Below are 25,247 nucleotides of genomic sequence, written 5' to 3'. Positions count from 1 at the left end.
CGCGGCGCGCATTCATGTCAAACGATCTTCATGAACAGCAAAGATATCGAATGGCCGACCTCCCTCTCGCAGGCCGCATCCTCCGACACGCCGACTCCTGCCGGCGTCCCGCCCGGCTGGCTTGGCGCAGCGCATCCGACGCTCACCGGAGTCGACACCCATTCGCACGTATTCGTGCGCGGCCTGCCGCTTGCCGCGCAGCGCCGACATGTACCCGAATACGACGCCACACTCGAAGCGTATGCGAGCTATTTGCAGCCGAATGGTCTGTCGCATGCCGTACTCGTGCAACCGAGCTTTCTCGGCACCGACAACCGCTTCTTCGTCGACGCGATAACGCGTTTTCCATCCCGCTTGCGCGGCGTTGCCGTCGTCGAACCGTCGGTCCGCGACGCTGAACTCGACGCACTGGCGCAAGCGGGCGTGGTCGGCATCCGGCTGAACCTGATCGGTCTGCCGAATCCGGATCTGAGCACGCGCGAGTGGCGAAACCTGCTGGCGCATATCAACGCGCTCGGCTGGCATGTCGAGGTCTACCGCGAGGCGGCGGATCTGCCTGCGATAGTCGGCGCGCTACTCGATCACCGCTGCACGGTGGTCGTCGATCATTTCGGCCGGCCGTCTCCCGAGTTGGGCGCCGACGACCCGGGCTTCCAGTATTTATTGTCGGTGGCGTCGACGGGCCGCGTGTGGGTCAAGCTGTCCGGTGCGTATCGAAGCGTGCGCGGCGACTGCATGCACGACGACGGCACCGAACTCGGCGCGCGCCTCGCCGCACCGCTGCTCGCCGCGTTTACGCCCGAGCGGCTCGTGTGGGGCAGCGACTGGCCGCATACGCAGCACCGGCAATGCGTGGACTACGACGCGGCGCGTATGGCGCTCGACTATTGGGTGCCGAACCCCGCGCAACGCGAGACGATCCTCACGCGCTCGCCGCAAACGCTGTATCGCTTCGACGCGTCCGCGCGATAAGCCGCACGCTTGAAGAAAACACGCTGCGCACGCAGAGGCTCGACATCCGACCTCTGCATTACCCGCCTTTGCATTACCCGCCTTTGCATTACCCGCCTTTGCATTACCCGCCCCTGCATTACCCGCTTATACAGCGCCGCCCGTCGCACATTTCCGCACTAGAATAAATTTGGCCCGGCTGACACCGCGCAAGCGCCACGCAACACACCGCTTGCCTTAACCGCCGGCGCATCCGATGCATCACTTCTCCCGCACCGCTTCCAGCAGGAGGTTCTGCCATGCCGACCTACGAATACCGCTGCGAAAAATGCGGCGAAAAGTTCGAACACGCCGAGCACATCAGCGAGCATCCGACCGCGCATCCGGTCTGCCCGAAATGCGGCAGCGAGAAAACTCAGCACCTGCCTACACAGTTCGTCGCGAAGACGTCACGCAAGAGCTGAACCGGTTTGCGCGAGACCGCCGCGCAGCAGGCGCCGCGGCGCACTGACATGGCGCGACATAATTGATGAATGGCGCTAGCGGAGCGCGTCGACCATACTCGCTTCCGCGTGCACGGCCTTGTGAAAGCGTAAGAGCAGATCAGATCAGGCAAGTCACGCAACAGGTGACATCGCCGGAATCATCGGACGATACGTCCAAAACGTTTTTACGACATCGCACAAGGTCAATCATGTTCACGACGTTCTCTTCGCTCAGCAAAAAAACCGCGCGCCGCGCGTCCACCGCGCTGCTGTTCAGCTCGATCCTTCTCACCGGCTGCGCAAGCGGCATCAGCAACGTCGCAAACGCGAGCGAGTATTCAACGGCGCCGCAAGTGCGGCCCGACACCATCTACGTGTACTCGTTCGGCAGCACGCCGGACCAGGTCAAGCTCGATAGCGGCGGCCTCGCGCACAAGCTGATGTCGCGCATGTCCGGCAGTTCCGGCGAGGCGCAGCAGGCAGCAGACGCAGTGCAGGTGCAGGAACAGGTCGCTAACGAAATCGTCGTGAAGCTGCAGTCGATGGGCTTGCATGCGGTGCGCGCCGATGCGCCGCCGCCCGCCGACCAGAACGTGCTGCTCGTGCAAGGCAGCTTCGACAAGATCGACGCCGGCAACCGCCGCCGCCGTACGATGATCGGCCTGGGCGCCGGCGAAAGCGATGTCGGCACCAGCGTGCAGATTCTCTACAAGCCGGCCGGCGGCACCCCGACGCTGGTCCAGAGCTTCGATGCGAATGCGGACAGCGGCAAGATGCCTGGCGTCGTCGAAACGGCCGGCGTCGGCGCGGCGGCTGGACATATCGCGACATCCGCCGCGGTCGGCGGCGGACTGCATGGTGTGTCCGAAACGAAGCACGACACGATCGCGCAGGATGCGAAGCACCTCGGCGACAAGATCGCAAAGCAGATCGCGGAGATCGGCGTCAACGATGGATGGCTGCCGACCGGCACGGTTCGCTGAACCGAAAACAAATGGCAGCGCGCCGCGAAGCACCGGCGCGAGCCCGCTTCAACCTCCGCGCAGGCTCAGTCCTGCGCGGCGCCGTTCAGATCCGGGTGGCTCTGCGCCAGTTCGCTGACCCAACCGGTAAACGCCCGCAACCGCGAGCTCAGATTGCGGCGGTGCGGATAGACGATCGATAGCGGTGTCGACGGGCTCGTAAAGCCCGTCAAAATTTCGCGCAACAAGCCCTTGTCGATCAGTTCAGCCACCATGAAACGCGACGGCTGAATAATGCCGTGACCGAGCGCGGCCGCGCCGATATAAACACTACCGTCGTTGACCGCAAGCACGCCTTTCATCTGTACCTTGACGGTCTCGCCATCCACTTCATACTCGAATGGAAACGTCTTTCCGCTGCGCGCCGATACATAGTTGACCGCGCGGTGTTCGTTCAGATCGTCGAGCGTTTCCGGCGTGCCGTACTTCTCCAGATACGCGGGCGCCGCGCAGGTGACGATGCGCGCATTGCCGATCCGGCGCGCGACGAGGCTCGACTCCTCGAGCCGGCCCATGCGGATCACACAATCCGCGCCATCCTGGATCAGATCGATATTGCGGTCGGCCAGCCCGAGCCGCACATCGATTTCCGGAAACTTCCGGTAGAAATCGTCGAGCGCCGGCAGCAGCAACGCGCGCGCAAGCGTCCCCGACGTATCCACGCGGATTGTTCCGGCCGGCGTTTCCCGCTTGTTCGATAACGACGATTCCGCATCGGCGACGTCAGCGAGAATGCGCACGCAGCGATCGTAAAAAAGCGCACCATCTTCCGTCACGTTGACCTGGCGCGTCGAGCGGTTCAACAGCCGCACGCCGACGTGTTCCTCCAGCGCCTGGATGGTTCGGCTGACCTTGGCCCGCGGCAGTTCGAGCGATTCCGACACTTTCGAAAAACTGTTCGCTTCGACTACCCGCGTAAATATCTCCATTGCCTCCAAGCGGTCCATGTATCTGCCCTATCGTTGATTCGCGCTGTGCGCGTATTAATCCGGAATACCCGGACGCTCGACAAAACCCGGCCACCCGCGGCGCGGGTGGAAACGGTTTCATCTCTTATCACGCAAGATCTTACGCCAGCATGACAAAAAACTCATGATCCGCCCGTCACGCCCTGGCCCCGCAGGCTTCCCGGCAAATGGGACAAAGCGCCTCGACGCCCCATCGCGGTGCGCCCCATTTCGCATCATTCGCGCACGAAAAAAGATAAACGAATCGCCTCCCGCACAAGTCCGGTGCAATCGGCAAAAGACTGAAAGCTTTACCGCGAATTTTATTCAGGTGCGCTTAAGTATTCGAATTGGGATGCCGTAAACGCCGATTAACTAATCGAAGGGCGTCACAAGCGCTGACCATTCCGCGAATCGGATTCACACTATGTCCACCCTGTTGGAAAAGCGTCAAACGTCACAAGGTTCGGCTATCGCCGAACTGACCCGCGAAGTCCGCAAGATTTCCCGGGACAAGATTTCGGACATCGATCTGATCAATCGCGAGGCCACCTATCTTGCGATCAATGCGCTGATCGAAGCGGCGCGTGCGGGCGAAGCCGGCCGCGGCTTCGCGGTGGTCGCGAATCAGGTGAAGAATGTTTCGGGCCGCATCGGCCAGTTGACCGGCGAACTGGGCAAGGAGCTCAACGGCCTCTCCGAACGGATGGTCACGGAACTCGAACGACAGCAGGGGCAGCGCCTCACCGATCTCGCGTTGAACATGATCGACGTGATCGACCGCAACCTCTACGAACGCTCATGCGACGTGCGGTGGTGGGCGACCGATGCGGCCATCGTCAATTGCATGATGAGCGGCTCGGAAGACGCGGCCACGTATGCGTCGAAACGACTGTCGGTGATTCTGGACAGCTACACGGTTTATCTGGACATCTGGGTGCTCGATCTGCACGGCCGCGTGGTCGCCAACGGCCGGCCCGCGGAATTTCCGGTGGCCGGCGCGGCCAATGCGGCGCAGCACGAATGGTTCGCGGCCGCGCTACGCACTCGCTCCGGCGACGAGTACGCGACCGCCAATGTCGATTCGTTCGAGCCGCTGAACGATGCGCAAGTCGCAACTTATGCGACCGCGATTCGCGCGGACGGCGCGAGCGATGGTCGCGTCGTCGGCGTGCTCGCGGTGTTTTTCGATTGGGCAAAACAGGCGTCCGCGGTCGTGCATGGCGTTCGCCTCACCGATGAAGAACGCGCGCGCACGCGCTGCATGATCGTCGATGCGGGCGGCCGCGTGATCGCGGATTCGAAGGAAGCGGGCCGTGATGCCGCGCGTTTCGATTTGCCGCCAAACCGCGAAAACACCGGCAATTACCGCACCGGCAACGGCTCGCTGGTCGGCTATGCGTTGACGCCCGGCTATGAAACGTATCGCGGCATGGGATGGTATGGCGTGGTCGAGCAGCAGGTCACGACCACGCTATAAGTACCACGCACCCGATCCGTCACGAACGCTGCCACCCGTTCCAAAGTGAAGGACGGGTGTCGCGCGAAGCGAGCGCGAGGATCGCGAACGCCTTCGTCGCACATTCGACGACAGACAGCACAAACGCGACACGGTCGTAGCGGAATTCAGTCGGCAATGCGGGCACGATCGCGAGCACGCTCGCGCCACAGATAAATAGCGTCACGACCCGCGCGAGCGGCGCAAGCGATGCACGGCTGCACGCGCACGCGACCAGCATCACCAGCAACAGTTTGGAGAACACGAGCGCGGCGCTTTGCGTCGCCGATACGCTGGCGGACAGTTCAAACGGGGTTTCGATCAGTGACCCGGCCAGCACCGCGCCCAATGCGGTGCGCTGCACCACCGTCAAGCCCCGGCGATTTTCATGATTCGACCACAGCAACATAACAGTCTCCTCCGGAATGTTCTGCGCTCGCCGCTTGTTAACCACTCGTAACCTGACTGTTCGCAACCGGACACGCCGGCTTGCGTTGCGGTACGCGCGATGGGGCGTCGCGTTGCGACAACCCGTGCGTATCACAGTAGGACGAGAACGCCCGTCGCGATTTTTCAGTCATGGCTCAGTTTCACAATTCGCACGACAGTCTTTCTGTTTCGGTCCATTGCAAAGCAAAAGACTCAGCACGACATCTTCAGCAGCACGCATTCCAGCTGCGCGGACCGGCACAGCGAACGCCGCGGTGCAAACAGCGGGCATTTGCGAAACGTGGACTTCGTTTGAACAACCACGCGTCGGCGGACCGTTTCAACATGCACGTATAGGCGATTCCGGCCCGCTTCTTGCGTGTGCAATCGCAGCATCTCGGAGACTGACATATGGTGGATATTCTCAAACTGGCCAAGCAATCAGGCATGCTCGTCGCGCTGGATGCGCGCATCGGTAATGCCGAGTACCACAGCGTGCACGGGAACGTATCGTCGCTCGTCAACTTCGCGCGGGCGATCATCGAGCAGCATGTGCGCTGCGAGGACCTGCCCGCGCCGCCGGGCAGCCGCGACGTAAAGGACTGCGCACCGGCCGAGGATACGGTTTCGTAAACTGGCGCCGCGGGCAAAAGCACGTGCGGAAAATTGCGTGCACAATCGCTTCCCGCCGCGCTCCGTTCATCCGTCAGGCGTGCACGCCGCGGCATGAACCGTCATCCCACTCATGACTCAACACTTCGCCTGCACGATGTGCGGGCAATGCTGCCACGACCTGCGTTTGCCGTTGAGCCTCGACGAAGCGCTCGCGTGGCTGACGCGCGGCGGCACGGTCCAGCTTTTCTGCGAGGCGATCCCGTGGCCCGACGAGCCGCCCGCGAGCCATCTGCAGGCGCAGCACAAGCGCAGACGTTCATTCGCGTCGAACAGCGCGGCACTGCCGGTGCGCGTGATTGCGACCATCGTCGCCACGTACGACGGCCCCTGCCCCAATCTCGGCGCGGACATGCGTTGCGGCATCTACGACGCGAGGCCGCGTGTGTGCCGCATCTATCCGGCGGAATCCAATCCGTTCATCGAACTCGCTCCCGCGAGCAAGGCGTGTCCGCCTGACGCATGGAGCCAGCACAAGCCGGTTTTTTCAGTGGCCGGCAAGCTTGTCGACGCGCGAATCGCACAGGTAATCGACGAATCGCGTGCGGTCGATGCGCGCGATGCGTCGCTCAAGGATCGCTTGTGCGCGCTGCTTCGCATCGACACCGCCGCACTGGCCAACGAAGGCTTCGCGATTCACTCGCCGGCGCGCGATGATGCGCTGCATGCACTGCAATCGCTCGATATGCACGCGGATCGCGCGGCGCCTGAGTCGGCAACACAGTGGCGCATCGTGTCGAACCAGCGCGCCACCGTCGACACGCTTGCATCGATCGGTGCATTGCACGCGCATACGAGCGACTGTCCGAACGCCGCGTTCGAATATCTGGGCTTCAATGCAGCCACCTGAAAGCGCAGTCGCGGCCGGCTGATTCCGCGGCGGCGCACATCCATAGACGATCAGCTATTGTTTCCATGAAAAACATTAACTGTTATCTTGGATATGTCCGCCTACTCTTCAGTCATTGCCGCCGGAAAATCAGCGGCGGCAAGCGCACAGCGTCGATCAACGGCGCGCGGCGAGACGGAAGGAGACTCTGATGAACGCAAGCGAAACGTCCCTGCATCGGCTCGTCGACAAATGGCTTGGACCGGCGACGGTGCTGCAAGTGCGCGTCGTGCGTTCCGGCCGCATGCCCGCGCAGCGCGCGCGTTTCGTGCTGATCGAAACGATCACCTCCACCGGCACGCGCGGCATGTTTTTCTTCCGTCATCAGGACCGGTGCTGGCGGGTATTCCCGCCGCACGCGACACGACCTTCGCTGACCGTTTATCCGATCGCCGCGTGACTGACACAGGGGTCAAGCATCAAGCGGCACGGCGAACGCAGCACGCGACCGGTGCGAATCTCAAAGCGAACGTGCAGTGCCGGAAGATCTGAATCGACCGCCGGTCAATACTGAACCCAACGCTAAACGCAATGCCGCGAATCGCGCGGCGAAAGGCGAAGGATGCGCAACGCTGATGCAACCCTTCGTCATCCGTATCTGTTCGAGTGCAGCACCGCGGGAGCACGACCATGGACACACGCCGAATTGCATTGTTACGCCGCGGGTTGCTTGTCAGCGCGGCGAGCTGCGTGTCGATCGGCATGTATGTCGGCGGACCGTCCAGCTTTGCCGATACCTTCAACAAAGTCGGTGCGGACACTGAACTGCCACTGGAAACGCTCGCGATCGAGCAGGTGAAAGTGGAGGAAGAGATCATCTCGCGCGCGCATCGTGATACGCGCACGCGCAGCCTGATGCGCGACCGGTCGCGCACGGCCCCGTCGATGCAGTTCGACGCGCCGGCAGCGCAAACGTCGCGCGGCACGACACAAGGTCCGGTGCGTGATCCGGCATTCTGGGAATCGCGCGCCGCGTCGACGACGCGCCCGACCGGCCGCGACACGCATGAAAGCACGCCAGGTGTCGTGCGTTCGATCCGCTTCGAAGAGTTCAAGCACTGGACCTGAGCGTTCAATGCAACGCGTGGAAACGCGTGCGGCGCCAACGCCAACGCCAACGCCGGCGTCAAGCCCGGCGCCGGCTACTATTTCCGCAGTTACTCCCGCAGTTACGCCACCAGTAACCGTTAATCGCCCTTTAAACCGCCTACGCTTCTAACCCACGCTCTTAACCCACCTCCGCCGACGCACACGCCGGCGGTCCATGCGGTGCGCGCCAATCAAAGCCAGCAGCCAGGCGCCGGCGCAGGCATCACGGCATTGACCGCGCTTGCCAGCATCATCGCCTGCGAGTTGGTCGGCATCAGCTTCGCCGCGCGCGGCCGGAAGATCGGGTCGCCATACGAAATGACCTGGCCGCTTAACGCGCATACACCGTCGCGCCGCGCAATCGCGACGACCCACGGTTGATCCGGATAGCAGCACGACGTCGGATCGCTCCAGCTGACGGTCAACAGGCGTTCTCCGACCCGTTCCACCAGCCGCGCGGTTCCAGTGCATGAGTCGGCCGACGGCGCGCGCGGCGCGCACGACTTCAGCCGGCGCGGACGCGGCAAGCCTGTCGCGCCTTGCGACAGCGACGACAACAGGCCCAACGTCTGGGACCACGGATCACAACGAGCTACGTCTGACATTTTCGAGGCTCCTGGCGGCGACCGCGATGAAACGGCGCGGCCATGTCATATGTCATCACAGCGACGGCCTGCCGCGATGCGGTAGGCGTCAAGGCGTCGGTGGCCATGCGAAGCACACCGGCATCGGGTACGCCTGCTCGAGTCCAGCAGGCGAACAGGACAGGATTCCCGACGATGCGACGCGGTACGTGCCGCCCGCGCCGCATGCGCCGATGGAGCGAGCGCGCCGCAACGCGCGCGGTCCAGCCAACGCAATAGGTCACGCTCCGTCATATTGCGTGTCCCTCCAGCGTTTCGGCGTCGAGCCGACCATCCGCTTGAACACCGTCGTGAAGTGGGCTTGCGAGCGGAATCCCGCCAGTTGGGCGGCGTCGAGCAGCGAGTACTCTTCGTCGGCAAGCAGTTGCTGCGCGCATTCGATACGCCTGCGCAGCAAGTACTCATGCGGCCTCAGCCCGGTCGCCGCGCGAAACTGCGCGGCAAAGTGCATGCGTGTCAGGCCCGTCGCGTTCGCGACATCTTCGAGACCGATCGCTTCGGACAGGTGCGCGTCGATAAACTCGACCGCGCGCTTCAGGCGCCATTTGGGCAGTGCGGACTTGCGCAGCTTCGGCTGCGCGCTGTTTACCGGCACGCGTGAACGCAGCTCTAGCAGACGGCTCACCAGCGCAAGACTGATACTGTCGACATACATCTGGCCGAACGACGTGAACGCTTCGTCGGCAAGCAACAGCGCCTGGCCGAGCCGCTCGATGCAAGGATCGTGACTGACCTGCGGGTCGTCGATCAGCGCGCCCGCGGTGGGGTTTTTGCCCGCCACCTCGCGCTGGCACGCATCGAGCACCGCTTGCGGCACATACAGATGCAGCACGTCGCAAGGCGCATGGAACACCGCGCGCGCCGCATGACCGGGGCCGGTCACCTGAAACATGCCGGGCATCACACGGCCTTCGTACGTGAGACGGCCGTCATGCAGGAACGTGATGTCGGTCGAACGCAGGTTCACGCCGACGGTATAGGTGTCCGCCGGCGTGGTTGCCGACAGTTCCTTGGAGGGTGCGGTGCCGCCGATGCCGACCACGCTCCAGCGAGACACTGCAAGGCTTGAGGCGGCGGAGGATGCAGATTGAACGCCCATGCCCACCCCATCGGCCAGCGCCGGCAGCCGCCACGCATCCTCGCTACGTATGCAGGATTTCAGCGAATCCGCCAGCGCACCGCCGACGGGCAAAGAAGAGGCTTCCATGGTCCACGCTCCTGGTATCTCCAACGATTCGAACGCCATCTGCGGGAGGCGATTCGCTTCGCCGCTCTATGGCTTCAAAGGTAGTGGAGAAAAGCGTGGCGCTCTATCGTACAAAGGTTCCTTGCAACGGTGTATACGTGTCATCGACCTATACTTTGGTGCCATTCACCGCAACTTTAAGGTCGTTGGAACCAGGTGCGCACCGATTTGGCGCGTTGCGACGCGCCCCGGCGGAGGGGTGTTGCGGAGTGTTGCGGGGTGTTTAGCAGGTCTCCCGCGAGGTGTCCAGCGGGTTGTCCGGCGGATTGTCGAGTTATCCCAGGGATGGCCCGCGGACCAGAGAGGCGCAGACGCGCAATCAGCGCTACGTGTGCCCCACCGCCACGGGTTCGCGCTTTTCCTCGCGCGTGGAATTCGGCAGCACGAAACTTATCGTCGCGCCGCAGCCCGGCTCCGAACAAGCACGAATTTTGCCGCCGTGCGACTCGACAATCGACCGGCAGATCGACAACCCCATGCCCATACCCTCGACGCGCGTCGTGAAGAACGGCTGAAAGAGCCGCTGCAAGTCCGCTTCGGCAATGCCGGGTCCGCTGTCCACGACATCGACCCGCGCGCCGTCGTCCTGCGAGAACGATGAGCGCACGGTGAGCCGGCGTGGCTGTCCGGCGATCGCGGCCATCGCCTGGATCGCGTTCATCATCAGATTGATCACGACCTGCTGCAACTGCACACGGTCGCCGATGATCGTCAGCCCGTCGTCGGTCAGCTGCAGATCGAGCTCGATCGCATGGATGCCGATTTCCCGCTGAATCAGCAGAGCCGATTCGTCAATCAACGCGTTCAGGTCGAACGGCGCGCGGTTCGGCGCGCTCTTCTTCGCGAGCGTGCGGATCCGCTGCACGATGCCGCCCGCGCGCTGCGCATCGCGCAACATGTTGCTCAATGCCGCACGCACTTCGTTCAACTGCGGTTCGTCGCGGTCGAGCCAGCGCATCCCCGCGTCGCCGTTGGTCATGATCGCGGCGATCGGCTGACTCACTTCGTGCGCGATCGATGCGGAAAGCTCACCGAGCATTGTCACACGCGTGACATGTGCGAGCTCTGCAAGCGAGCGATGCAATGCGTCCTGCACATTGCGTGCTTCGGTGACGTCCATCAACGCGCCGCGGAATTCGCTCGCCTCATGGCCCGCATCGACCGCATGCGCGACCAGATGCACCTGCTTGACCGCGCCGCCCGGCATCGTCAAGCGGAATTCCGCTTCGATGTCGCGATCGGTATCGGCCGAACTTGCGCCGGCCGCTTTCATCAGCGCCGACACGCGCGCGTGATCGTCCGGATGCACGCGCGCGAGCATCGCCCGTAGCGACGGCTCGACCGTGTCCGGATAACCGAAGATGCGGAATGCCTGCTTCGACCAGAACATCTCGAAGCGCGGCACCGAGAAGCCGATGCTGCCGGTCTCGCTCAGCGTCTCTGCTTCGGCGAGGAACGATTCGCTACGCGCGAGCGCCTCGGCCGCGCGCTTGCGCTCCTCAATATCGACCGTCACGCCGTACCAGCGCACGATGTGGCCGTCGTCATCGGTGAGCGGCGTCGCGCGCAGCAGCACCCAGCGATACGCACCGTCGCCGCCGCGCATCCTCGACTCGTTCTCGAACGGCGCGCCGGTCGCAAGCGCATGACTCCAGTCGCTTTTCATCTGCGGCAGATCGTCCGGATGCACGAGCGTGTGCCAGTTCTCGCCGATCTGCTCGAGCGGCAGCCCGAGTTCGGACCAGCGCTGGTTGACGAACACTGGCCGGCCGTCGGTGGACGACACCCACACCATCGCCGGAATCGCATCGATCGCCGCGCGAATCTCCTGTTGCTGCCGCTGGATCTCGATCTCCATCCGCCTGCGCTGCGTGATGTCGTTATTGGTGACCAGCACTGCGAGCGGCTTGTCCTGCAGATCGCGCTGCAAGGTCCAGCGACTCGCGACAATCAGTTCGCGGCCGTCGCGGCAAGTCTGCGTCAGCTCGCCCTCCCAGCGACCGGTGCGCCGCAACTCGGCAAGCATATCGGCGAGCGGGAGCGGAAACGCCGTTTGCAGGACTTCGTGCGGAGACCGGCCAAGCGCTTGTTCGGCGCTTACGCCGTACAGCGCGTGCGCGCCGCTGTTCCAGAAGCGGATGCGGCGTTTCATGTCGTACACGATCAGCGCATCGCTCGTCAGATCGAGCAGCGCGACGTGCTCGCGCAGCACATCGGTGGCCGCGATGTTCTTTAGCGTCAGAAACCCGGAGATGCCGATCGCCGCAAGGCTGACGATGCAGCGGCCGATCGGCGGAACCATATCGATATCGCTGTGCGACATCACGAAAGCGATCACCGTCAGCGCCATCAGCGCGCAGCAGACCGCCAGCATCGAGCGCCGCGAACAGATCGGCGCAACAATCAGGACGACAACGACATACAACACGGCGATCGCGATATCGAGCGTCGTCAGTGCGTCGACCAGAAAGATCGCGGCCGCAATCGCGAACGCGATGCCCATGCGAGGCAGTTTGTTCTGCGGCGAATCCTGCCGTGCGGCCGACGCGTGAGAACGCGCGTCATCGGGCAGCGCGTCGCCGGCCGGCGCGACGATCGGGCAGGCGACATGCGACGCCGCGGCACGCCGGCTCGCGGCTGCCGCATGGCCGGACGCGGCGGACGCGCGGCTGGCCGCGCCGCGCGCCCCGGCAGCCGCCGGCGCGCTGTTGCGGGCAGCGGGCGAAGCACCCGAGGCATCGACAAGCGGATCCTTCACAGCAGCGCGGCGGCCGTTCAGATCAGACATATTTCGGCTTCTCCAGAGTTGCCGCCGAAGGCGGCGCGCGATGACCGCTGGCTAGATGCGCGCAACGGTCAGACATGCGAAGATACTGCACTAACCCGATTTCGCCTGCGTGTATTTTTCCGGCCACGCGTGGCTCGGGCCGCAGACGGGGTGTCCGCATGGTACCGGCACCCACGCACCCACGACACCGCGACACGAAGATCCGATTATGGCCCAACTTCCGTATGCAACCGCCAAGGCTGGCGCATCCCGCGATGGCAGCGTCACTCCGGCGGACCACGACCCGGTCGTCTTCGTCGTCGATGACGACGACTCCTTCCGCGGCGCCCTGACCAACCTGCTGCGCTCGGTCGGCATGCGCGTCGAAGCCTTTGCTTCCGCGCAGAGCCTGCTCACCACGAACTGGCCGGACGCGCCCGCCTGCATCGTGCTGGACGTGCGGCTAAAGGCGGATAGCGGGCTCACGGTGCAAAACGACCTGGCGCGCGCGGGCGTCGAGTTGCCGATCATCTTCATGACCGGCTTCGGCGATATCCCGATGACCGTGCAAGCGATGAAGGCGGGCGCGGTCGACTTCCTCACCAAACCTTTTCGCGACCAGGACCTGCTCGATGCGGTGACGCGCGCGATCAGCAATGATCGCGCGCGGCGCGAGTCGCAGAGATCGTTGACCGAACTGAAGGTGCGTTTCCAGTCATTGTCGCCGCGCGAACAGCAGGTCATGTCGCTGGTCGCGAAGGGTCTGCTCAACAAGCAGATCGCGGCCGAGCTGAACTTAAGTGAAATTACCGTGAAAGTGCACCGCGGCCAGGCAATGAAAAAAATGGGCGCGCGTACGCTGGCCGATTTGCTGCACCAGGCGGTGATGTTGAAAATTCGCGAAGAGCAGGCATAAAGCGCGGCACCGCGCGCGGCTCGTGGCGCGGCTTTGTTATACCTACATATAGTTGTGAAGCAGGACGCGTCCGGTAACCTGTGATGGCCAGTTGCGTGAGCAACAGCTTTATTTCGTTATCCAGGTTCGCAATGCCGAGTTTGCTTCCTTCCCAGGTGGTGTCGATCATCGACGACGACGACTCTGTCCGTCTTGCCACCGCCAATCTCCTTCGCTCGTTCGGCGTGCAAAGCCGCACCTTCATTTCGGTGGAAGCGTTTCTCGCGTCGGAATGTGTCGATCACACCGCTTGCGTGATCTCGGACATGCAGATGCCTGGCATGAGCGGCATCGATCTGCAGACCGCGTTGCGCGAGCGGCGCTTGCCCATTCCGATGGTGTTCATTACTGCGTTTCCCGACCACGAGTTGCGCAGCGTCGCCGAGGCGAATGGCGCAACCTGCTTTCTGACCAAGCCCGTCGACGGCGAAACGATCCTTGCGTGTATCGACCGCGCGATCAACCGCGAGCCTTGTGGCGGTCATCGCGGTTGAACACCGCAGGTTGACCTGCGACGTGTCACGCGCTCTATCGGGCGATATACATAGGTATAAGCGCGCGGCATTCGCGGCGAAGCAAACCGCTTCGCCGCGAATGCCGCAGCGTTAACGGGTGACCCACGCTGCACCAGCGGTCGCTATCACGCGCTAGACACAACGTGACGGCGTCAATGCGGCGAGATACACAATCGCCTGCTGACGATCGAAATGCTCGAACGTGAGACCGAGCCCCGCCAGCACCAGCATGCCGACCGCAACGCCTCGCCAGGTCGGCGCCATTGTCACGAGCAGCATCATCACCGCGATGCAGGCAACGCGCTCCGGTGATGCGAACGGCCGCGCTGCGACGGCTCGAGGTCTCCTTTATCCAGAAGGGCCACGACAGTGGTTCTACACATGGCATCGGCACGCAATGCGAACGGCGCACGGTGCGGCACGCGCGATGCGGTAGCCAAGGTCTGCTTCGATATGCCGATCGAATCATCCAATCGCCGTTTCATTGTGGTTTTCTGCGCATGATCGGCGCGCCGCGCCCCCCCTTCGCGGCGCGCGCATACGAACAGCCTTCCAGGTGACCGAACGATTGCCGCCGCTTCGCATGCGAAGCAAACCGTCGAAGTCCGCAGCAAAAAAAGTTCGATGCGTTGCCGCACAGGCAATGCAACGCCGTCCGCTGCGCAAGCCGACCCTGTAAACTGGCGGGCATTTCAACCGCAGGCGGCGCCCCCACCTTGGACCGAACCCGAGCCCTTACGCTTTTTCTTGCCGTCGTGCGCGCGGGCAGCTTCAGCCGCGCCGCGGTCGAAGCCGGCCTCACGCCGCAAGCGATGAGCAAGGCGGTACGCCAGCTCGAAGCGCACCTGAACGTGCGCCTGCTGCACCGGACGACGCGCAAGCTCAGCCTGACCGACGAAGGCTCAAGGCTATTTGAGCTGGCGGATCCGGGCATGCGGATGCTCGACGATGCAGTGGACCAGGTGCACGCGAGCCGCGAAGCGGCGGGCGGCACCGTGCGCGTCGCCGCGCCCCCTTCGCTCGGCGGCAAACTGCTGGTGCCACTGATGCGCGACTATCAGAAGTTGCACCCGTCCATGCGCTTCGACGTGCTACTCGACGATCGCTTCACCGATCTGGTCGAAGCGCGTGTCGACGTCGGTTTCCGGATCGGCACATCGGCCGAACGCAATGTGATCGCGCGCAAGCTGCGCGATGTGCGGCTCGTGATTTGCGCGGCGCCCGCGTATATCGAAGAAAACGGCAAACCGGCGTCGCTCGCGCAGCTGCTCAAGCATCGCTGCACCGGCTTTCGGCATCCGAATACCGGGAAGACGCTGCCGTGGGAATTGCAAAAAGGCAGCGAGATCGTCTATCAGGAGGTGCCGGCGGTCGCGACGTTCAACGACGTCGCGACCGAAGTCGAAGCGGTGCGTAACGGAATCGGCATTGGCCAGCTGGCGACGTACATGATCCAGCAGGATCTCGACGACGGCAGCCTGGTCCCGCTGTTGCCGCAATTGTCGAGCGCGCGCCTGAGCGTGTTCATGTACTACCCTCAGCGCACACAGATGCCTTCGCGCGTGCGGCGCTTTGTCGACTTCGTGATCGAAGCGAGCCGCCCGTAACGCTGGCGGTTGCGGTTGCACTCACCGCTCGCGCTGCTTGCGCACAGCCGCAACCCTTGCCGCTGCAAGCGCGTGACGCTCGGCCGTCGTGCCGCGAAGCGCGGTGATAACATCGATGCGTCGAACATCGCGCGTTGAAAAACGCGCACGCCATCACGCGCAGCTGCACATCGGCGCGAGCCGCAAGCCGCGTCGCGCTGGACCTTCTTCCGCCCTGCCCTGAACGAAGAATCCGATGCCCGCTCAAGCAGACGACCTGACCCGCGCTCCCGACGCCAGCCCACAGACCGAACCCATCGAAACCCGCGTATTTCGCGCAGCACACTTATCGATTGGACTGAATCTGCCGCTTCTACCGTCCGGCCAGATCGTCGCGGACTTCAACGAGCAGATCGCGCTGGCACAACGCGCCGACGCGCTCGGCTTTCGCGCACTATGGGTACGCGACGTACCGCTCAATAGCGCGGACTATCCGGACCCGGTCGGCCATCTCGACCCTTGGGTGCTACTCGGCGCGCTGGCCTCTCACACCCGTCAGATCGCGCTCGTCAGCGGCGCAATCGTGCTGACGCTGCGTCATCCATTGCATATCGCGAAGGGCGCGATTTCCGTGCAAACCTTGTCGCGCGGGCGTTTCATTCTCGGCCTCGGCTCTGGCGACCGGCCGCCCGAATACGCGGCATTCGGTGCAAACGGCGACGCGCGCCGCGAACTCTATCGCCGCCATTGGGAAACAGTGACAGCCGCCGTCGGACCTGCACCGCGCGTAATGCCGGACGCCGCGCCCGACGGCGCACCCGGCTTCACGCTGCTGCCGCAGCCGCTGCGCGCGGTGCCGATGCTCGCGGTCGGCTCAGGCGGACAGAGCGTCGACTGGATTGCGCGCCATGCAATCGGCTGGATGACCTACCATCGCGAACCCGACGCACAACAGGCGCGGCACAGCATGTGGCGCGCGGCGGTCGAACGGGTTGCGCCGGGCGAGTTCCGCGCGTTCGGCACGGCGCTGCGGCTCGAACTCAGCGACGACCCGGACGAGCCGGCAACGCCAATCCTGCTCGGTTATCGCACAGGCCGGCATGCGCTGGTCGAGCGATTGCGCGCGCTGCGCGAACACGGCACGCACCATGTATCGCTGAACCTACCTTCGTCGCCACGCGCGCCGCGCGATGTGATCGAAGAACTCGCCGAATACGTGCTGCCCGAATTTCACAACTAGGCAGAGCGCATTTCTCCGCGCTCACGTCCGCGGTGCAATGCCGGCATACGAATCACGATTACGGTGCACCATTCGCCGCGCATTCCGGCATGCATCATGCTTCCAGCATCGCTTCGTGCGATTTCCGCACGATCGCGCACACCGTTCACTATCCTTGAATCGACGTCCGATCCGCAATCGACATCGGGCCCATCGAGCGTGACGCGCGATCATGCGTTCGCGTCGCGCAGCAGATCGGCGCACCCACACCGGACCACCATGAACCACTCTTACGACGACACAACAAGCGCATTACGCGCGGCGGAACACGTCGACGCCGCGCGTCTGCTCCGCTCGATCGATGCGCTCGCAACGATCGGCGCACGCGGCGACGGCGGCGTCGACCGCCCCGCGCTCTCGACGCTTGAGATCGATGCGCGCCGCGGCCTGATCGAGCGCGCCCAGGCGCTTGGCTGCACCGTCTCCACCGACGCATGCGCGAACCTGTTCTTCCGCCGCGCCGGCGAAGAGGATCTGCCGCCTGTGATAACCGGCAGCCATATCGATACGCAGCCGACCGGTGGCCGGCTCGATGGTGCCTATGGTGTACTGGCCGGCTTCGAATGCCTCGCCGCGCTCGCGGATGCGGGCGTGCACACGCGCCGGCCGCTCGAAGTGGCAATCTGGACCAACGAGGAAGGCTCGCGCTTCCAACCGGGCGCGATGGGCTCGAGCACCTTCGTCGACCCGGCGCGTCTGGCCGGCTTCCGCTCAGTGCGCGATGCGGCGGGCGTCACGTTCGGCGCGACGCTCGACGCGCATCGCACGGCTTTCCCATCGCTCGCCACGCGCGCACCGGGCGCCGCGCACGCGTTTATCGAACTGCATATCGAACAGGGACCGCTGCTCGAACTGGCCGGCACACCGCTTGGCGTCGTGACCGGCATCCAGGGTGTGCGTTGGCATTCGATCCGCTGCACCGGCGCCGCCGCGCATGCGGGCACCACGCCGATGCGCGTACGGCGTGACGCGATGACGCTCGCGGTGCGCGTGCGCGGTGAAATCGAAGCATTCGCGCTCGAACTGGGTGGCGACGCGGCACGCATCACATTCGGCAGCTGGCACATCGAGCCGAACTCGATCAACACGATTCCGTCGACGGTCACGCTAACCGTCGACTTCCGTCACCCGGACCCCGCGGTGCTCGCGCGCTTCGATGCGGCGCTCGCCGCCTGTATCGCGCACCACGGTGCCGATGTGCATCTCGAACCGCTGTTCGAACACCCGCCGGTGCACTTTGCCGATTCCGCGATCGCGCGTGTGCGCTCGGCCTGCGATGCGCTCGGCGCGCGTTCGCAACCGATTGTCTCCGGTGCGTTTCATGATGCGCTGCATCTCGCGAAGCAATGCGCGACCGCGATGATCTTCGTACCGAGCCGCGGCGGCATCAGTCACAATCCGCTCGAAGCGACCGACGATGCGGACCTCGTGCTAGGCACGCGCGCGCTCGCGCACTGCCTGGTCGAACTGTGCAATGAAGCTCACTGAACATGCGTAAGCGCACCTCCCAATCGATCCCAACCGAACCCGTGTGCACGAGGAATCCGCAATGACTGCAACGACCCATTCCCCCGCTGAAACCCACTCGCATACGCACGATGACAACGGCAGCGCGCTCGGCGAAAACGCAACGCTGCACGAGCCGATTTCGCCGGACGGCACGCCCGAGCCCGGCCGCACCTACACGGTCCCCGCGCGCTGCGGCCGCGCGGTGCGCGTGAAAGCCGGCCAGACGATTCGCATCGCGAACCCGCACGGCACGCAGGTCTGCGATACGTGGATCTTCAACGCCGCGCATCTGAATGAGTTCCTGTCGTTCGAGCACACCCGCGCGTATATCGACCGCGTGATTCCCCGGCCCGGCGACCCGCTCGTGACAAACCAGCGCCGCCCGATTGCCGAACTCACCGCGGACACGTCGCCCGGCGTGCACGACACGCTGATCGCCGCGTGCGACCTGTACCGTTACCGCAATTTCGGCGTGGCCGGCTATCACGACAACTGCGCGGACAATATGCGGCTCGCGCTGAAGGCGATCGGCCTGCGCGCCCGCGAAGTGCCGCAGCCGTTCAACCTGTGGATGAACATTCCGGTGAAGCCCGACTATTCAATCGAGTGGCTGCCGGCGGTGTCGAAGGCCGGCGACTATGTCGACATCAAGGCGGCGATGGATTGCGTCTTCGTGTTCTCCGCCTGTCCGCAGGACATCGTGCCGATCAATGCACTGCATCCGGTCGAAGTGGAATTCACCGTGCTCGCATAGCAGCGCGCCGCGCGCCATGTGGCGCGCGGCAGCGGCGCGTCAATCCTGCGGCAAGCGGAACGGCACGACGCTGTTGTCGTTATTCGCTTCGACCAGTCTGATCAGTTGCAGCATGAACAGATCGCGCTCGGCGGGCGGCAGATGCTCGATCGTGCGATCGTGCGCGCGCTGCACCGCAGGCGCCATCTTTGCGACGAGCCGCTTGCCCTGCCGTGTCAGCTTGACGAGTTTCACGCGCCTGTCATAGTCGGCCTGACGGCGCTCGATCAGCCCGCGTCCTTCGAGGCGCGGCATCACCTCCGCGACGCTCGAGCGCTCGAGACCAATTTCGATCGCGAGCGAGTTCTGATCGATATCGCCAAGCGCTTCGAGCGCGGTCAGCAAACTGTATTGCACCGGCGTGACATCGAACTCAGCGGTTTCCTGCGCAAACAGAAAGCCGTGAATCTGGTGCATGCGGCGAATCAGAAACCCCGGCCGGCTAAAGAGCGGCGAGCGCGCCTGCCATGCGTTCAGTTCTTCGCGCACCGAACGGGTCGCGGCATCGTCGTTGATCGTGGTCGACATAGGTGTGGGTCCTCGCGATCGCGCAAGCGCATCATGCGATCGCTGCAAGTCTGAATGGGCTGCATTCTATCGAATCAAAGCGCGTGGGGCCATAACCGGGGTACACCACGCAATTCACCATAATCATGCGCGGCGCGTTGATCCGGTGCGCAGCCGCATGCGACACGCGTCGATGCTGTGCATAACCGCATGTCGAACGACATCGATGCAAATGTCATGCAGGCCCGCGCAAACCCCACGCACGGTTGGCTTTTCGCGCGTGCTGCTCCGGCCTGCCGGCAACCGGCACGCTATTTGCGGTACACCACGCATTTTTCCACCACTGCCACCAGGCTCGCTACGCGCTATGACCCAGGTTCTTCTGCAAGGCGGTCGTGTGATCGACCCCGCCGCCGGTCTCGATGCAACCCTCGATATTCTCGTCGACGGCTCACGCATCGCCGCGATCGGCCCCGACCTCGCGGCCACCGCGCCGATCGCCGACATCATCGACTGCAAGGACAAGCTCGTGCTGCCCGGCCTGATCGATACCCATGCACACGTGTACCAGTACGTGACCGGCCGCTTCGGACTGAACGCGGACATGTGCGGCGTTCAGTCCGGCGTGACCACGCTCGTCGATCAGGGCGGCCCGAGCTGTATCACGATGCCGGGGTTCCGGCATTTCATCGCCGCGCCGTCGAAGACGCGCGTGCTGTCGTTTATCTCCGCATATATCGTCGGCGGACTCGAAGGGCACTATTATCCGGAGCTCTATCGCCCCGATTGCCTGGATGCGGCCGCGACCGTCAAGGCTGCGCAAGCCAATCTGGATCTCGTGAAAGGCGTGAAGGCGCATGCCGAGATAGGCGGCTTCGCGCGCTGGGGCCTCGACGTGATGAAAATCGCGTCGCAGATCGGCCGCGACGCGCAGTTGCCCGTCTACATCCACTTCGGGCAACTGTGGCCGAAGCCCGAGCGCGGCGGCCTGCCGGTCAATCCGGACTCGATCTTCAATCAGGTCGTTCAAACGCTGAAACCCGGCGATATCCTCGCGCATCCGTTCAGCCGCCACCCGGGCGGCTTTGTCGAGCAGAACGGCAAACTGCACCCGCTCGTGCCCGAAGCGATTGCGCGCGGATTGAAGGTCGACGTCGGCCACGGTTCGCACTTCAGCTTCAAAACGGCGCGCATCGTGCTCGACGCGGGCGTCATGCCGGATACGCTCGGCGCCGATATGCACGGCTACAACACGCATCTGCCCGCGCCGGCCGGCACGCCCGACAGCCATCCGGACGAAGAGCACTCGTTTCTCGGCCGCACGCAGTTCAGCCTCGTCAGCGCGATGACGAGCATGCTCGCGCTCGGCCTGCCGCTCGATCACGTGGTGCGCATGGTCACGTCGAACGCGGCGCGCATGGTCGGCATGGAAGGCGAACTCGGCACACTGAAGGCCGGCGGCATCGCGGACATCAGCGTGCTGGACGACCGGCGCGGCCGCTGGGTGCTCGAGGACAACGAAGGCACGCAGATCGTCACCGACCGGATGCTCACCCCCGCACTGTGCGTGCGCGACGGCGTGCGCTACGACGCTGACTCGCCGAGCCTGCCGCTCGCGCGGGCCGCCTGAATGAATGTCATACCCGGCGCCACGCCGCGAGGAAACACCACAGATGATCAAACGTCCCGCACCGCAGCCGCCTGACCGTCCGCAGGGCATCGGCGCGTCGCTCACGCGCAAGGAAGACGAGCGCTTCATGCGCGGGCGCGGCGAATACGTCGGCAACATCCGGATGGTCGGCATGCTCGATGTCGCATTCGTGCGCAGTCCGATCGCGCATGGTCATATCGTCGGCATCGAAAAGCCCGCGGGCCTTGAAAACGCGGTCTATACGCACGCCGATCTCGACAGCGTTCAACCGATCATTGCGAACTCGGCGCTACCGGGCTTCAAATCGTCGGAGCAGCCGGTGCTCGCGCGCGGCAAGGTCCGCCAGGTCGGCGAGATGATCGCGATGTGCGTCGCCGCGACGCGCGCCGACGCGGAAGACATCGCCGCCCAGGTATTCGTCGACTTCGAGGAACTGCCCGCGGTGGTCGATATGCTCGACGCGCGCCGCGAACACTCGGCGCTCGTCCACGAGCATTGGGGCGACAACGTGTTTCTCGAAACCTTTGTCGATGCCACCAGTGCAGCAGCAACACAAACCGATCTCGACGAGCTCCGCCGCCACGCGCCGATCCGCGTGCAGCGCACCCTGCGCACCGCGCGCCAGAGCATGGCACCGATCGAAGGCCGCGGCGTGGTCGCGCACTGGGACAAGCGTCTCGCGCAACTGATCGTACACACATCCGCGCAGATGCCGCACATCACGCGCACCGGTCTCGCTCAATGCCTCGGTCTGGACGAAGGTCAAGTCCGTGTGATCGCACCGGACGTCGGCGGCGGCTTCGGCTATAAGGGCATTCTGCTGCCCGAGGAAGTCTGCTGCGGCTGGCTGGCGATGCGGCTCGAGCGGCCGGTGCGCTGGCTTGAAGACCGCCGCGAGCAACTGAGCGCGAACGCGAATTGCCGCGAGCACGACTACGACATCACCGCGTATGCGGACCACGATGGACGTCTGCTCGCGATCGAGTGCGAAGCGACCGTCGACTCCGGCGCGTATTCGTCGTATCCGTTTTCCGCGTGCCTCGAAGCGGCGCAAGTCGGCAGCATTTTGCCGGGGCCGTACAAGTTGGATCGCTACCGCTGCCGCACCTGGTCGGTTGCGACCAACAAGCCGCCGATCCTGCCGTATCGCGGCGTCGCGCGCACCGGCGTCTGCTATGCGATTGAAACGATGATGGATGCGATCGCGGTGGCCGCCGGTCTCGAGCCACATGAAGTGCGGCTGCGCAACCTCGTCGAGCCGCATGAAATGCCGTTCGACAACATCACGAACAAGCACTTCGACAGCGGCGATTATCCGGAGGCGGTGCGCCGCGCGGTCGCGGCGATCGATCTGCCCGCGGTGCGCGCGCGGCAGCAACAACCTGAAACGGACGGACGCCGGATCGGCTTCGGCATTGCGGTGTTCTGCGAACAAGGCGCGCACGGCACGTCCGTTTATCACGGCTGGGGCATTCCGATGGTGCCCGGCCGCGAGCCCGCGGTGTTGCGCGTGACGCCGGACGGCGTGCTCGAAGTGCGCGCGGGCGTCCATTCGCATGGCCAGAGCATGGAGACCACGCTCGCGCAGATCGCGCACGACGTGCTCGGCATCGACACCGATCGCGTGCGCGTCGTGCTCGGCGATACCGGTGTCACGCCCTACTCGACCGGCACCTGGGGCTCGCGCTCGATCGTGATGGCGGGCGGCGCGGTAGGTCAGGCAGCGAAAGAACTGAAAGAGCGACTGCTGAAAATCGGCGCATGGCTGCTCGAAGCGCCGGTTGCCGAGGTGCGCTGGCAACACGGTGCAGCCATTGCGCCTGACGGCACGTCATGCACGCTCGCGCAGATCGCGCACACGTGGTACCTGAAACCGCAACGGCTGCCGCCCGACGTCGACCGGCGCGGCCTCGAAGTCGCCACCACCTATCAGGCGAAACGCGACACCGGCACGTTCAGCTATGCGTGTCACGCGGTGGTCGTCGCGGTCGATACCGCGCTCGGGCTAACTGAAATTCTCGATTACGTGATTGTCGAAGACGGCGGTGTGCTGATCAATCCGATGGTGGTCGACGGCCAGGTGTACGGCGGCGCCGCACAAGGCATCGGCACCGCGCTTTACGAAGCGATGCCGTACAGCGAAGACGGCCAGCCGCTTGCGTCGACGCTCGCCGACTATCTGCTGCCCGGCGCGACGGAAGTGCCGGCGATCCGCATCGAGCATATGGAAACACCGGCTCCTTACACCGAATTCGGCCAGAAGGGCATTGGCGAATCCGGCGCGATCGGCTCGACCGCTGCGATCGCGAATGCAGTCAACGATGCGCTGCGCCCGCTTAACGCCGAAGTGACATGCCTGCCCGTGTCGCCGCGTGTGGTGCTCGATGCCATTGCGCGAGCCACCGCGCGTGAACGCGCGACGAAAGGAGCGACCGTATGAAGGCTGCCGCATTCGACTATGAAAAGCCGCTCGACTTCAACGAAGCGATACGCGTGATGGCCGCGAGCGGCGGCAACGGCAAATTTGTCGCAGGCAGCCAGTCGCTTGGCCCGATGATGAACCTGCGTTTCGCGCAACCGGAATCGCTGGTCGACTTGCGCGGTATCGCCGCTCTGCGCGCGTGCCGCGACGAAGGCGCGTTCGGCGTGCTGGGCGCGGGCATAACGCACGCGCAAATCGAAGACGGCGCAGCCGACGATTACACGCAGGGACTGATGCGCTATGTCGCGCGCGGCATCGCGTATCGCGCGGTGCGCAATCGCGGCACGCTCGGCGGCAGTCTCGCGCACGCAGACCCGGCCGCCGACTGGATCAACGTGATGTGCGGCCTTGACGCGGACTTTCTGGTGATCGGCGCGCACGGCGAGCGCATCGTCACAAGCGCCGACTGGATGGCCGGCGCGTTCACGACGGCGCTCGAACCCGACGAAATCCTCGCCGGCGTGCGCATCAGAAAACTGACGAGTGCCGCGCGCTGGAGCTACTACAAATTCAACCGCAAGCCTGGCGAGTTCGCCGAGGCGATCGCGCTGTGCATCGACGACGCGGCCGCCGGCATCTGCCGTGCGGTGATCGGCGCGCTCGACGGTGCCCCTCACCGCATCGAAAATGCGCACGCGTTGCTTGACGATCCATCGCCCGCCGCACCGGACCCGCATCTGCTCGACGCGGGACTGGAACCCGGCAGCTATGAATACCAGGTGCATCGCGTGGCGCTGGAACGCGCGATCGCGACGCTTCGCACTTACGGCAGGAATCCGCTATGACCCACGCGCTCGTAAAACCGCTGCAACTCACGCTCAACGATAAGCCGGTTGCCGCTTTCGTCGAACCGCGCACGCATCTGGCCGATTTCCTGCGCGAGGCACAACTGCTGACCGGCACGAACATCGGCTGCGAACAGGGCGTTTGCGGCGCGTGCACGGTGCAGATCGACGGTGCGCCGGCGCGCTCGTGCATTACGCCGGCAATCGCGTGCGCAGGCTCACAGGTCCGCACCATCGAAGGCTTCGACGACGACGCACTGATGAACGAGCTGCGCGCCGCATTTTCCGCGGAACACGCGCTGCAATGCGGCTATTGCACGCCGGGCATGCTGGTCACCGCGCACGACATCGTCACGCGCGTGCCCGACGCCGACGATGCGCGCGTGCGCTATGAGCTATCCGGGAATCTGTGCCGCTGCACCGGCTATGTGGGCATTGTCCGCGCGATCCGGCGCGTGCTCGATGCGCGCCGCGCGGCGGCCGCCCAACCGCACGTGCCGGCGGCGGCCGCTGTGCCCGCGGTGACGACCGCGTAACCGGTTCCAC

General features: G+C 64.3%; 25 protein-coding genes. 18 read left to right on the top strand and 7 right to left on the bottom strand.

Annotated elements, in window-relative coordinates:
- Positions 1-30: 30 nt before the first annotated feature.
- From BX592_RS24395 to BX592_RS24385, 3 genes are all read left to right on the top strand, one after another.
- On the top strand, positions 31-972 hold the full coding sequence (locus tag BX592_RS24395; protein WP_134195403.1) for an amidohydrolase family protein: 942 nt from the start codon (positions 31-33) through the stop codon (positions 970-972).
- A 278-nt stretch (positions 973-1,250) separates the two neighbouring features.
- Positions 1,251-1,415 carry an FmdB family zinc ribbon protein gene (locus BX592_RS24390; protein ID WP_134195401.1) on the top strand — a complete coding sequence of 55 codons (165 nt, stop codon included), beginning with the start codon at positions 1,251-1,253 and terminating at the stop codon, positions 1,413-1,415.
- A 230-nt stretch (positions 1,416-1,645) separates the two neighbouring features.
- Complete coding sequence (locus tag BX592_RS24385; protein WP_134195399.1) at positions 1,646-2,419, top strand: DUF4410 domain-containing protein; 774 nt, start codon at positions 1,646-1,648, stop codon at positions 2,417-2,419.
- A 65-nt stretch (positions 2,420-2,484) separates the two neighbouring features.
- Here BX592_RS24385 and BX592_RS24380 read toward each other — a convergent pair whose 3' ends face one another.
- Positions 2,485-3,405, bottom strand: a complete 921-nt coding sequence (locus BX592_RS24380) for a LysR family transcriptional regulator (protein ID WP_134195397.1) — start codon at positions 3,403-3,405, stop codon at positions 2,485-2,487.
- Between the two features lie 427 nt (positions 3,406-3,832).
- Between BX592_RS24380 and BX592_RS34905 the strand changes: the two genes are divergently transcribed.
- Positions 3,833-4,885, top strand: a complete 1,053-nt coding sequence (locus BX592_RS34905; protein WP_134195395.1) for a cache domain-containing protein — start codon at positions 3,833-3,835, stop codon at positions 4,883-4,885.
- A 19-nt stretch (positions 4,886-4,904) separates the two neighbouring features.
- Here BX592_RS34905 and BX592_RS24370 read toward each other — a convergent pair whose 3' ends face one another.
- Entirely contained in the window at positions 4,905-5,312 is a 408-nt protein-coding gene (locus BX592_RS24370; protein ID WP_134195393.1) for a hypothetical protein, read from the bottom strand.
- Positions 5,313-5,779: 467 nt separating this feature from the next.
- On the opposite strand from BX592_RS24370, the gene BX592_RS24365 reads away from it, so the two are divergent.
- From BX592_RS24365 to BX592_RS24350, 4 genes are all read left to right on the top strand, one after another.
- Positions 5,780-5,965, top strand: coding sequence for a hypothetical protein (locus BX592_RS24365; protein ID WP_243849713.1), 186 nt, complete (start codon positions 5,780-5,782; stop codon positions 5,963-5,965).
- Between the two features lie 112 nt (positions 5,966-6,077).
- Positions 6,078-6,854 carry a YkgJ family cysteine cluster protein gene (locus tag BX592_RS24360; RefSeq protein WP_134195388.1) on the top strand — a complete coding sequence of 259 codons (777 nt, stop codon included), beginning with the start codon at positions 6,078-6,080 and terminating at the stop codon, positions 6,852-6,854.
- 190 nt (positions 6,855-7,044) lie between these two features.
- On the top strand, positions 7,045-7,293 hold the full coding sequence (locus BX592_RS24355; protein WP_243849712.1) for a hypothetical protein: 249 nt from the start codon (positions 7,045-7,047) through the stop codon (positions 7,291-7,293).
- A 230-nt stretch (positions 7,294-7,523) separates the two neighbouring features.
- Complete coding sequence (locus BX592_RS24350) at positions 7,524-7,961, top strand: hypothetical protein (RefSeq protein WP_134195385.1); 438 nt, start codon at positions 7,524-7,526, stop codon at positions 7,959-7,961.
- A 212-nt stretch (positions 7,962-8,173) separates the two neighbouring features.
- Here BX592_RS24350 and BX592_RS24345 read toward each other — a convergent pair whose 3' ends face one another.
- From BX592_RS24345 to BX592_RS24335, 3 genes are all read right to left on the bottom strand, one after another.
- Complete coding sequence (locus BX592_RS24345) at positions 8,174-8,587, bottom strand: DUF3331 domain-containing protein (protein WP_134195383.1); 414 nt, start codon at positions 8,585-8,587, stop codon at positions 8,174-8,176.
- 259 nt (positions 8,588-8,846) lie between these two features.
- Complete coding sequence (locus BX592_RS24340; protein WP_166676449.1) at positions 8,847-9,833, bottom strand: helix-turn-helix transcriptional regulator; 987 nt, start codon at positions 9,831-9,833, stop codon at positions 8,847-8,849.
- 364 nt (positions 9,834-10,197) lie between these two features.
- Entirely contained in the window at positions 10,198-12,660 is a 2,463-nt protein-coding gene (locus BX592_RS24335; RefSeq protein WP_243849711.1) for a PAS domain-containing sensor histidine kinase, read from the bottom strand.
- Positions 12,661-12,868: 208 nt separating this feature from the next.
- Here BX592_RS24335 and BX592_RS24330 point away from each other — a divergent pair, with 208 nt between their 5' ends.
- Positions 12,869-13,555: a response regulator transcription factor gene (locus tag BX592_RS24330; protein ID WP_134195378.1), complete on the top strand. Its 687-nt coding sequence runs from the start codon at positions 12,869-12,871 to the stop codon at positions 13,553-13,555.
- Between the two features lie 131 nt (positions 13,556-13,686).
- Positions 13,687-14,088: a response regulator transcription factor gene (locus BX592_RS24325; RefSeq protein WP_208327969.1), complete on the top strand. Its 402-nt coding sequence runs from the start codon at positions 13,687-13,689 to the stop codon at positions 14,086-14,088.
- A gap of 153 nt (positions 14,089-14,241) precedes the next feature.
- On the opposite strand, the gene BX592_RS33990 is transcribed toward BX592_RS24325, so the two are convergent.
- Positions 14,242-14,391, bottom strand: coding sequence for a hypothetical protein (locus BX592_RS33990; RefSeq protein ID WP_166676448.1), 150 nt, complete (start codon positions 14,389-14,391; stop codon positions 14,242-14,244).
- Positions 14,392-14,825: 434 nt separating this feature from the next.
- Here BX592_RS33990 and BX592_RS24320 point away from each other — a divergent pair, with 434 nt between their 5' ends.
- The 4 genes from BX592_RS24320 to BX592_RS24305 all read left to right on the top strand — a co-directional run bounded on the left by BX592_RS24320 (position 14,826) and on the right by BX592_RS24305 (position 19,237).
- Positions 14,826-15,716 (top strand): LysR family transcriptional regulator, encoded by an 891-nt coding sequence (locus BX592_RS24320; protein WP_134195376.1) that lies wholly within the window; start codon positions 14,826-14,828, stop codon positions 15,714-15,716.
- Positions 15,717-15,951: 235 nt separating this feature from the next.
- Positions 15,952-16,935 carry an LLM class oxidoreductase gene (locus tag BX592_RS24315; protein ID WP_134195374.1) on the top strand — a complete coding sequence of 328 codons (984 nt, stop codon included), beginning with the start codon at positions 15,952-15,954 and terminating at the stop codon, positions 16,933-16,935.
- 258 nt (positions 16,936-17,193) lie between these two features.
- On the top strand, positions 17,194-18,462 hold the full coding sequence (locus tag BX592_RS24310; RefSeq protein ID WP_134195372.1) for a M20 family metallo-hydrolase: 1,269 nt from the start codon (positions 17,194-17,196) through the stop codon (positions 18,460-18,462).
- A gap of 61 nt (positions 18,463-18,523) precedes the next feature.
- Positions 18,524-19,237, top strand: coding sequence for a DUF1989 domain-containing protein (locus BX592_RS24305; protein ID WP_134195370.1), 714 nt, complete (start codon positions 18,524-18,526; stop codon positions 19,235-19,237).
- 39 nt (positions 19,238-19,276) lie between these two features.
- Here BX592_RS24305 and BX592_RS24300 read toward each other — a convergent pair whose 3' ends face one another.
- On the bottom strand, positions 19,277-19,804 hold the full coding sequence (locus BX592_RS24300; RefSeq protein WP_134195367.1) for a MarR family winged helix-turn-helix transcriptional regulator: 528 nt from the start codon (positions 19,802-19,804) through the stop codon (positions 19,277-19,279).
- Between the two features lie 346 nt (positions 19,805-20,150).
- Between BX592_RS24300 and BX592_RS24295 the strand changes: the two genes are divergently transcribed.
- From BX592_RS24295 to BX592_RS24280, 4 genes are read left to right on the top strand one after another with little or no spacing between them, the layout of a single operon-like run.
- The gene (locus BX592_RS24295; RefSeq protein WP_134195365.1) at positions 20,151-21,413 is read left to right on the top strand and encodes an amidohydrolase/deacetylase family metallohydrolase; all 1,263 of its coding nucleotides are present in this window, start codon (positions 20,151-20,153) and stop codon (positions 21,411-21,413) included.
- Positions 21,414-21,456: 43 nt separating this feature from the next.
- Positions 21,457-23,874 carry a xanthine dehydrogenase family protein molybdopterin-binding subunit gene (locus BX592_RS24290; protein ID WP_134195363.1) on the top strand — a complete coding sequence of 806 codons (2,418 nt, stop codon included), beginning with the start codon at positions 21,457-21,459 and terminating at the stop codon, positions 23,872-23,874.
- Positions 23,871-24,701: an FAD binding domain-containing protein gene (locus tag BX592_RS24285; protein ID WP_134195361.1), complete on the top strand. Its 831-nt coding sequence runs from the start codon at positions 23,871-23,873 to the stop codon at positions 24,699-24,701. The genes BX592_RS24290 and BX592_RS24285 overlap by 4 nt, the downstream gene beginning before the upstream one ends.
- On the top strand, positions 24,698-25,237 hold the full coding sequence (locus BX592_RS24280; protein ID WP_134195359.1) for a (2Fe-2S)-binding protein: 540 nt from the start codon (positions 24,698-24,700) through the stop codon (positions 25,235-25,237). Before BX592_RS24285 ends, BX592_RS24280 begins: the two co-directional genes overlap by 4 nt.
- Positions 25,238-25,247: the final 10 nt, after the last annotated feature.

Origin of the sequence: Paraburkholderia rhizosphaerae (genome assembly GCF_004366595.1) — a bacterium.
GTDB lineage: Bacteria > Pseudomonadota > Gammaproteobacteria > Burkholderiales > Burkholderiaceae > Paraburkholderia > Paraburkholderia rhizosphaerae.
This window is presented reverse-complemented; position numbering and strand designations above follow the sequence as displayed.

Bases quoted from the DNA above. Each gene is read 5' to 3' on its own strand.
- BX592_RS24325 (WP_208327969.1), top strand. From the start codon at position 13,687: ATGCCGAGTTTGCTTCCTTCCCAGGTGGTGTCGATCATCGACGACGAC.
- BX592_RS24315 (WP_134195374.1), top strand. From the start codon at position 15,952: ATGCCCGCTCAAGCAGACGACCTGACCCGCGCTCCCGACGCCAGCCCA.
- BX592_RS24300 (WP_134195367.1), bottom strand. From the start codon at position 19,804: ATGTCGACCACGATCAACGACGATGCCGCGACCCGTTCGGTGCGCGAA.
- BX592_RS24280 (WP_134195359.1), top strand. From the start codon at position 24,698: ATGACCCACGCGCTCGTAAAACCGCTGCAACTCACGCTCAACGATAAG.
- BX592_RS24345 (WP_134195383.1), bottom strand. From the start codon at position 8,587: ATGTCAGACGTAGCTCGTTGTGATCCGTGGTCCCAGACGTTGGGCCTG.
- BX592_RS24390 (WP_134195401.1), top strand. From the start codon at position 1,251: ATGCCGACCTACGAATACCGCTGCGAAAAATGCGGCGAAAAGTTCGAA.
- BX592_RS24330 (WP_134195378.1), top strand. From the start codon at position 12,869: ATGGCCCAACTTCCGTATGCAACCGCCAAGGCTGGCGCATCCCGCGAT.
- BX592_RS24310 (WP_134195372.1), top strand. From the start codon at position 17,194: ATGAACCACTCTTACGACGACACAACAAGCGCATTACGCGCGGCGGAA.
- BX592_RS24380 (WP_134195397.1), bottom strand. From the start codon at position 3,405: ATGGACCGCTTGGAGGCAATGGAGATATTTACGCGGGTAGTCGAAGCG.
- BX592_RS24350 (WP_134195385.1), top strand. From the start codon at position 7,524: ATGGACACACGCCGAATTGCATTGTTACGCCGCGGGTTGCTTGTCAGC.
- BX592_RS24285 (WP_134195361.1), top strand. From the start codon at position 23,871: ATGAAGGCTGCCGCATTCGACTATGAAAAGCCGCTCGACTTCAACGAA.
- BX592_RS24370 (WP_134195393.1), bottom strand. From the start codon at position 5,312: ATGTTGCTGTGGTCGAATCATGAAAATCGCCGGGGCTTGACGGTGGTG.
- BX592_RS24355 (WP_243849712.1), top strand. From the start codon at position 7,045: ATGAACGCAAGCGAAACGTCCCTGCATCGGCTCGTCGACAAATGGCTT.
- BX592_RS24360 (WP_134195388.1), top strand. From the start codon at position 6,078: ATGACTCAACACTTCGCCTGCACGATGTGCGGGCAATGCTGCCACGAC.
- BX592_RS24305 (WP_134195370.1), top strand. From the start codon at position 18,524: ATGACTGCAACGACCCATTCCCCCGCTGAAACCCACTCGCATACGCAC.
- BX592_RS24365 (WP_243849713.1), top strand. From the start codon at position 5,780: ATGCTCGTCGCGCTGGATGCGCGCATCGGTAATGCCGAGTACCACAGC.
- BX592_RS24340 (WP_166676449.1), bottom strand. From the start codon at position 9,833: ATGGAAGCCTCTTCTTTGCCCGTCGGCGGTGCGCTGGCGGATTCGCTG.
- BX592_RS24295 (WP_134195365.1), top strand. From the start codon at position 20,151: ATGACCCAGGTTCTTCTGCAAGGCGGTCGTGTGATCGACCCCGCCGCC.
- BX592_RS24395 (WP_134195403.1), top strand. From the start codon at position 31: ATGAACAGCAAAGATATCGAATGGCCGACCTCCCTCTCGCAGGCCGCA.
- BX592_RS24335 (WP_243849711.1), bottom strand. From the start codon at position 12,660: ATGTCTGATCTGAACGGCCGCCGCGCTGCTGTGAAGGATCCGCTTGTC.
- BX592_RS24290 (WP_134195363.1), top strand. From the start codon at position 21,457: ATGATCAAACGTCCCGCACCGCAGCCGCCTGACCGTCCGCAGGGCATC.
- BX592_RS34905 (WP_134195395.1), top strand. From the start codon at position 3,833: ATGTCCACCCTGTTGGAAAAGCGTCAAACGTCACAAGGTTCGGCTATC.
- BX592_RS24385 (WP_134195399.1), top strand. From the start codon at position 1,646: ATGTTCACGACGTTCTCTTCGCTCAGCAAAAAAACCGCGCGCCGCGCG.
- BX592_RS33990 (WP_166676448.1), bottom strand. From the start codon at position 14,391: ATGATGCTGCTCGTGACAATGGCGCCGACCTGGCGAGGCGTTGCGGTC.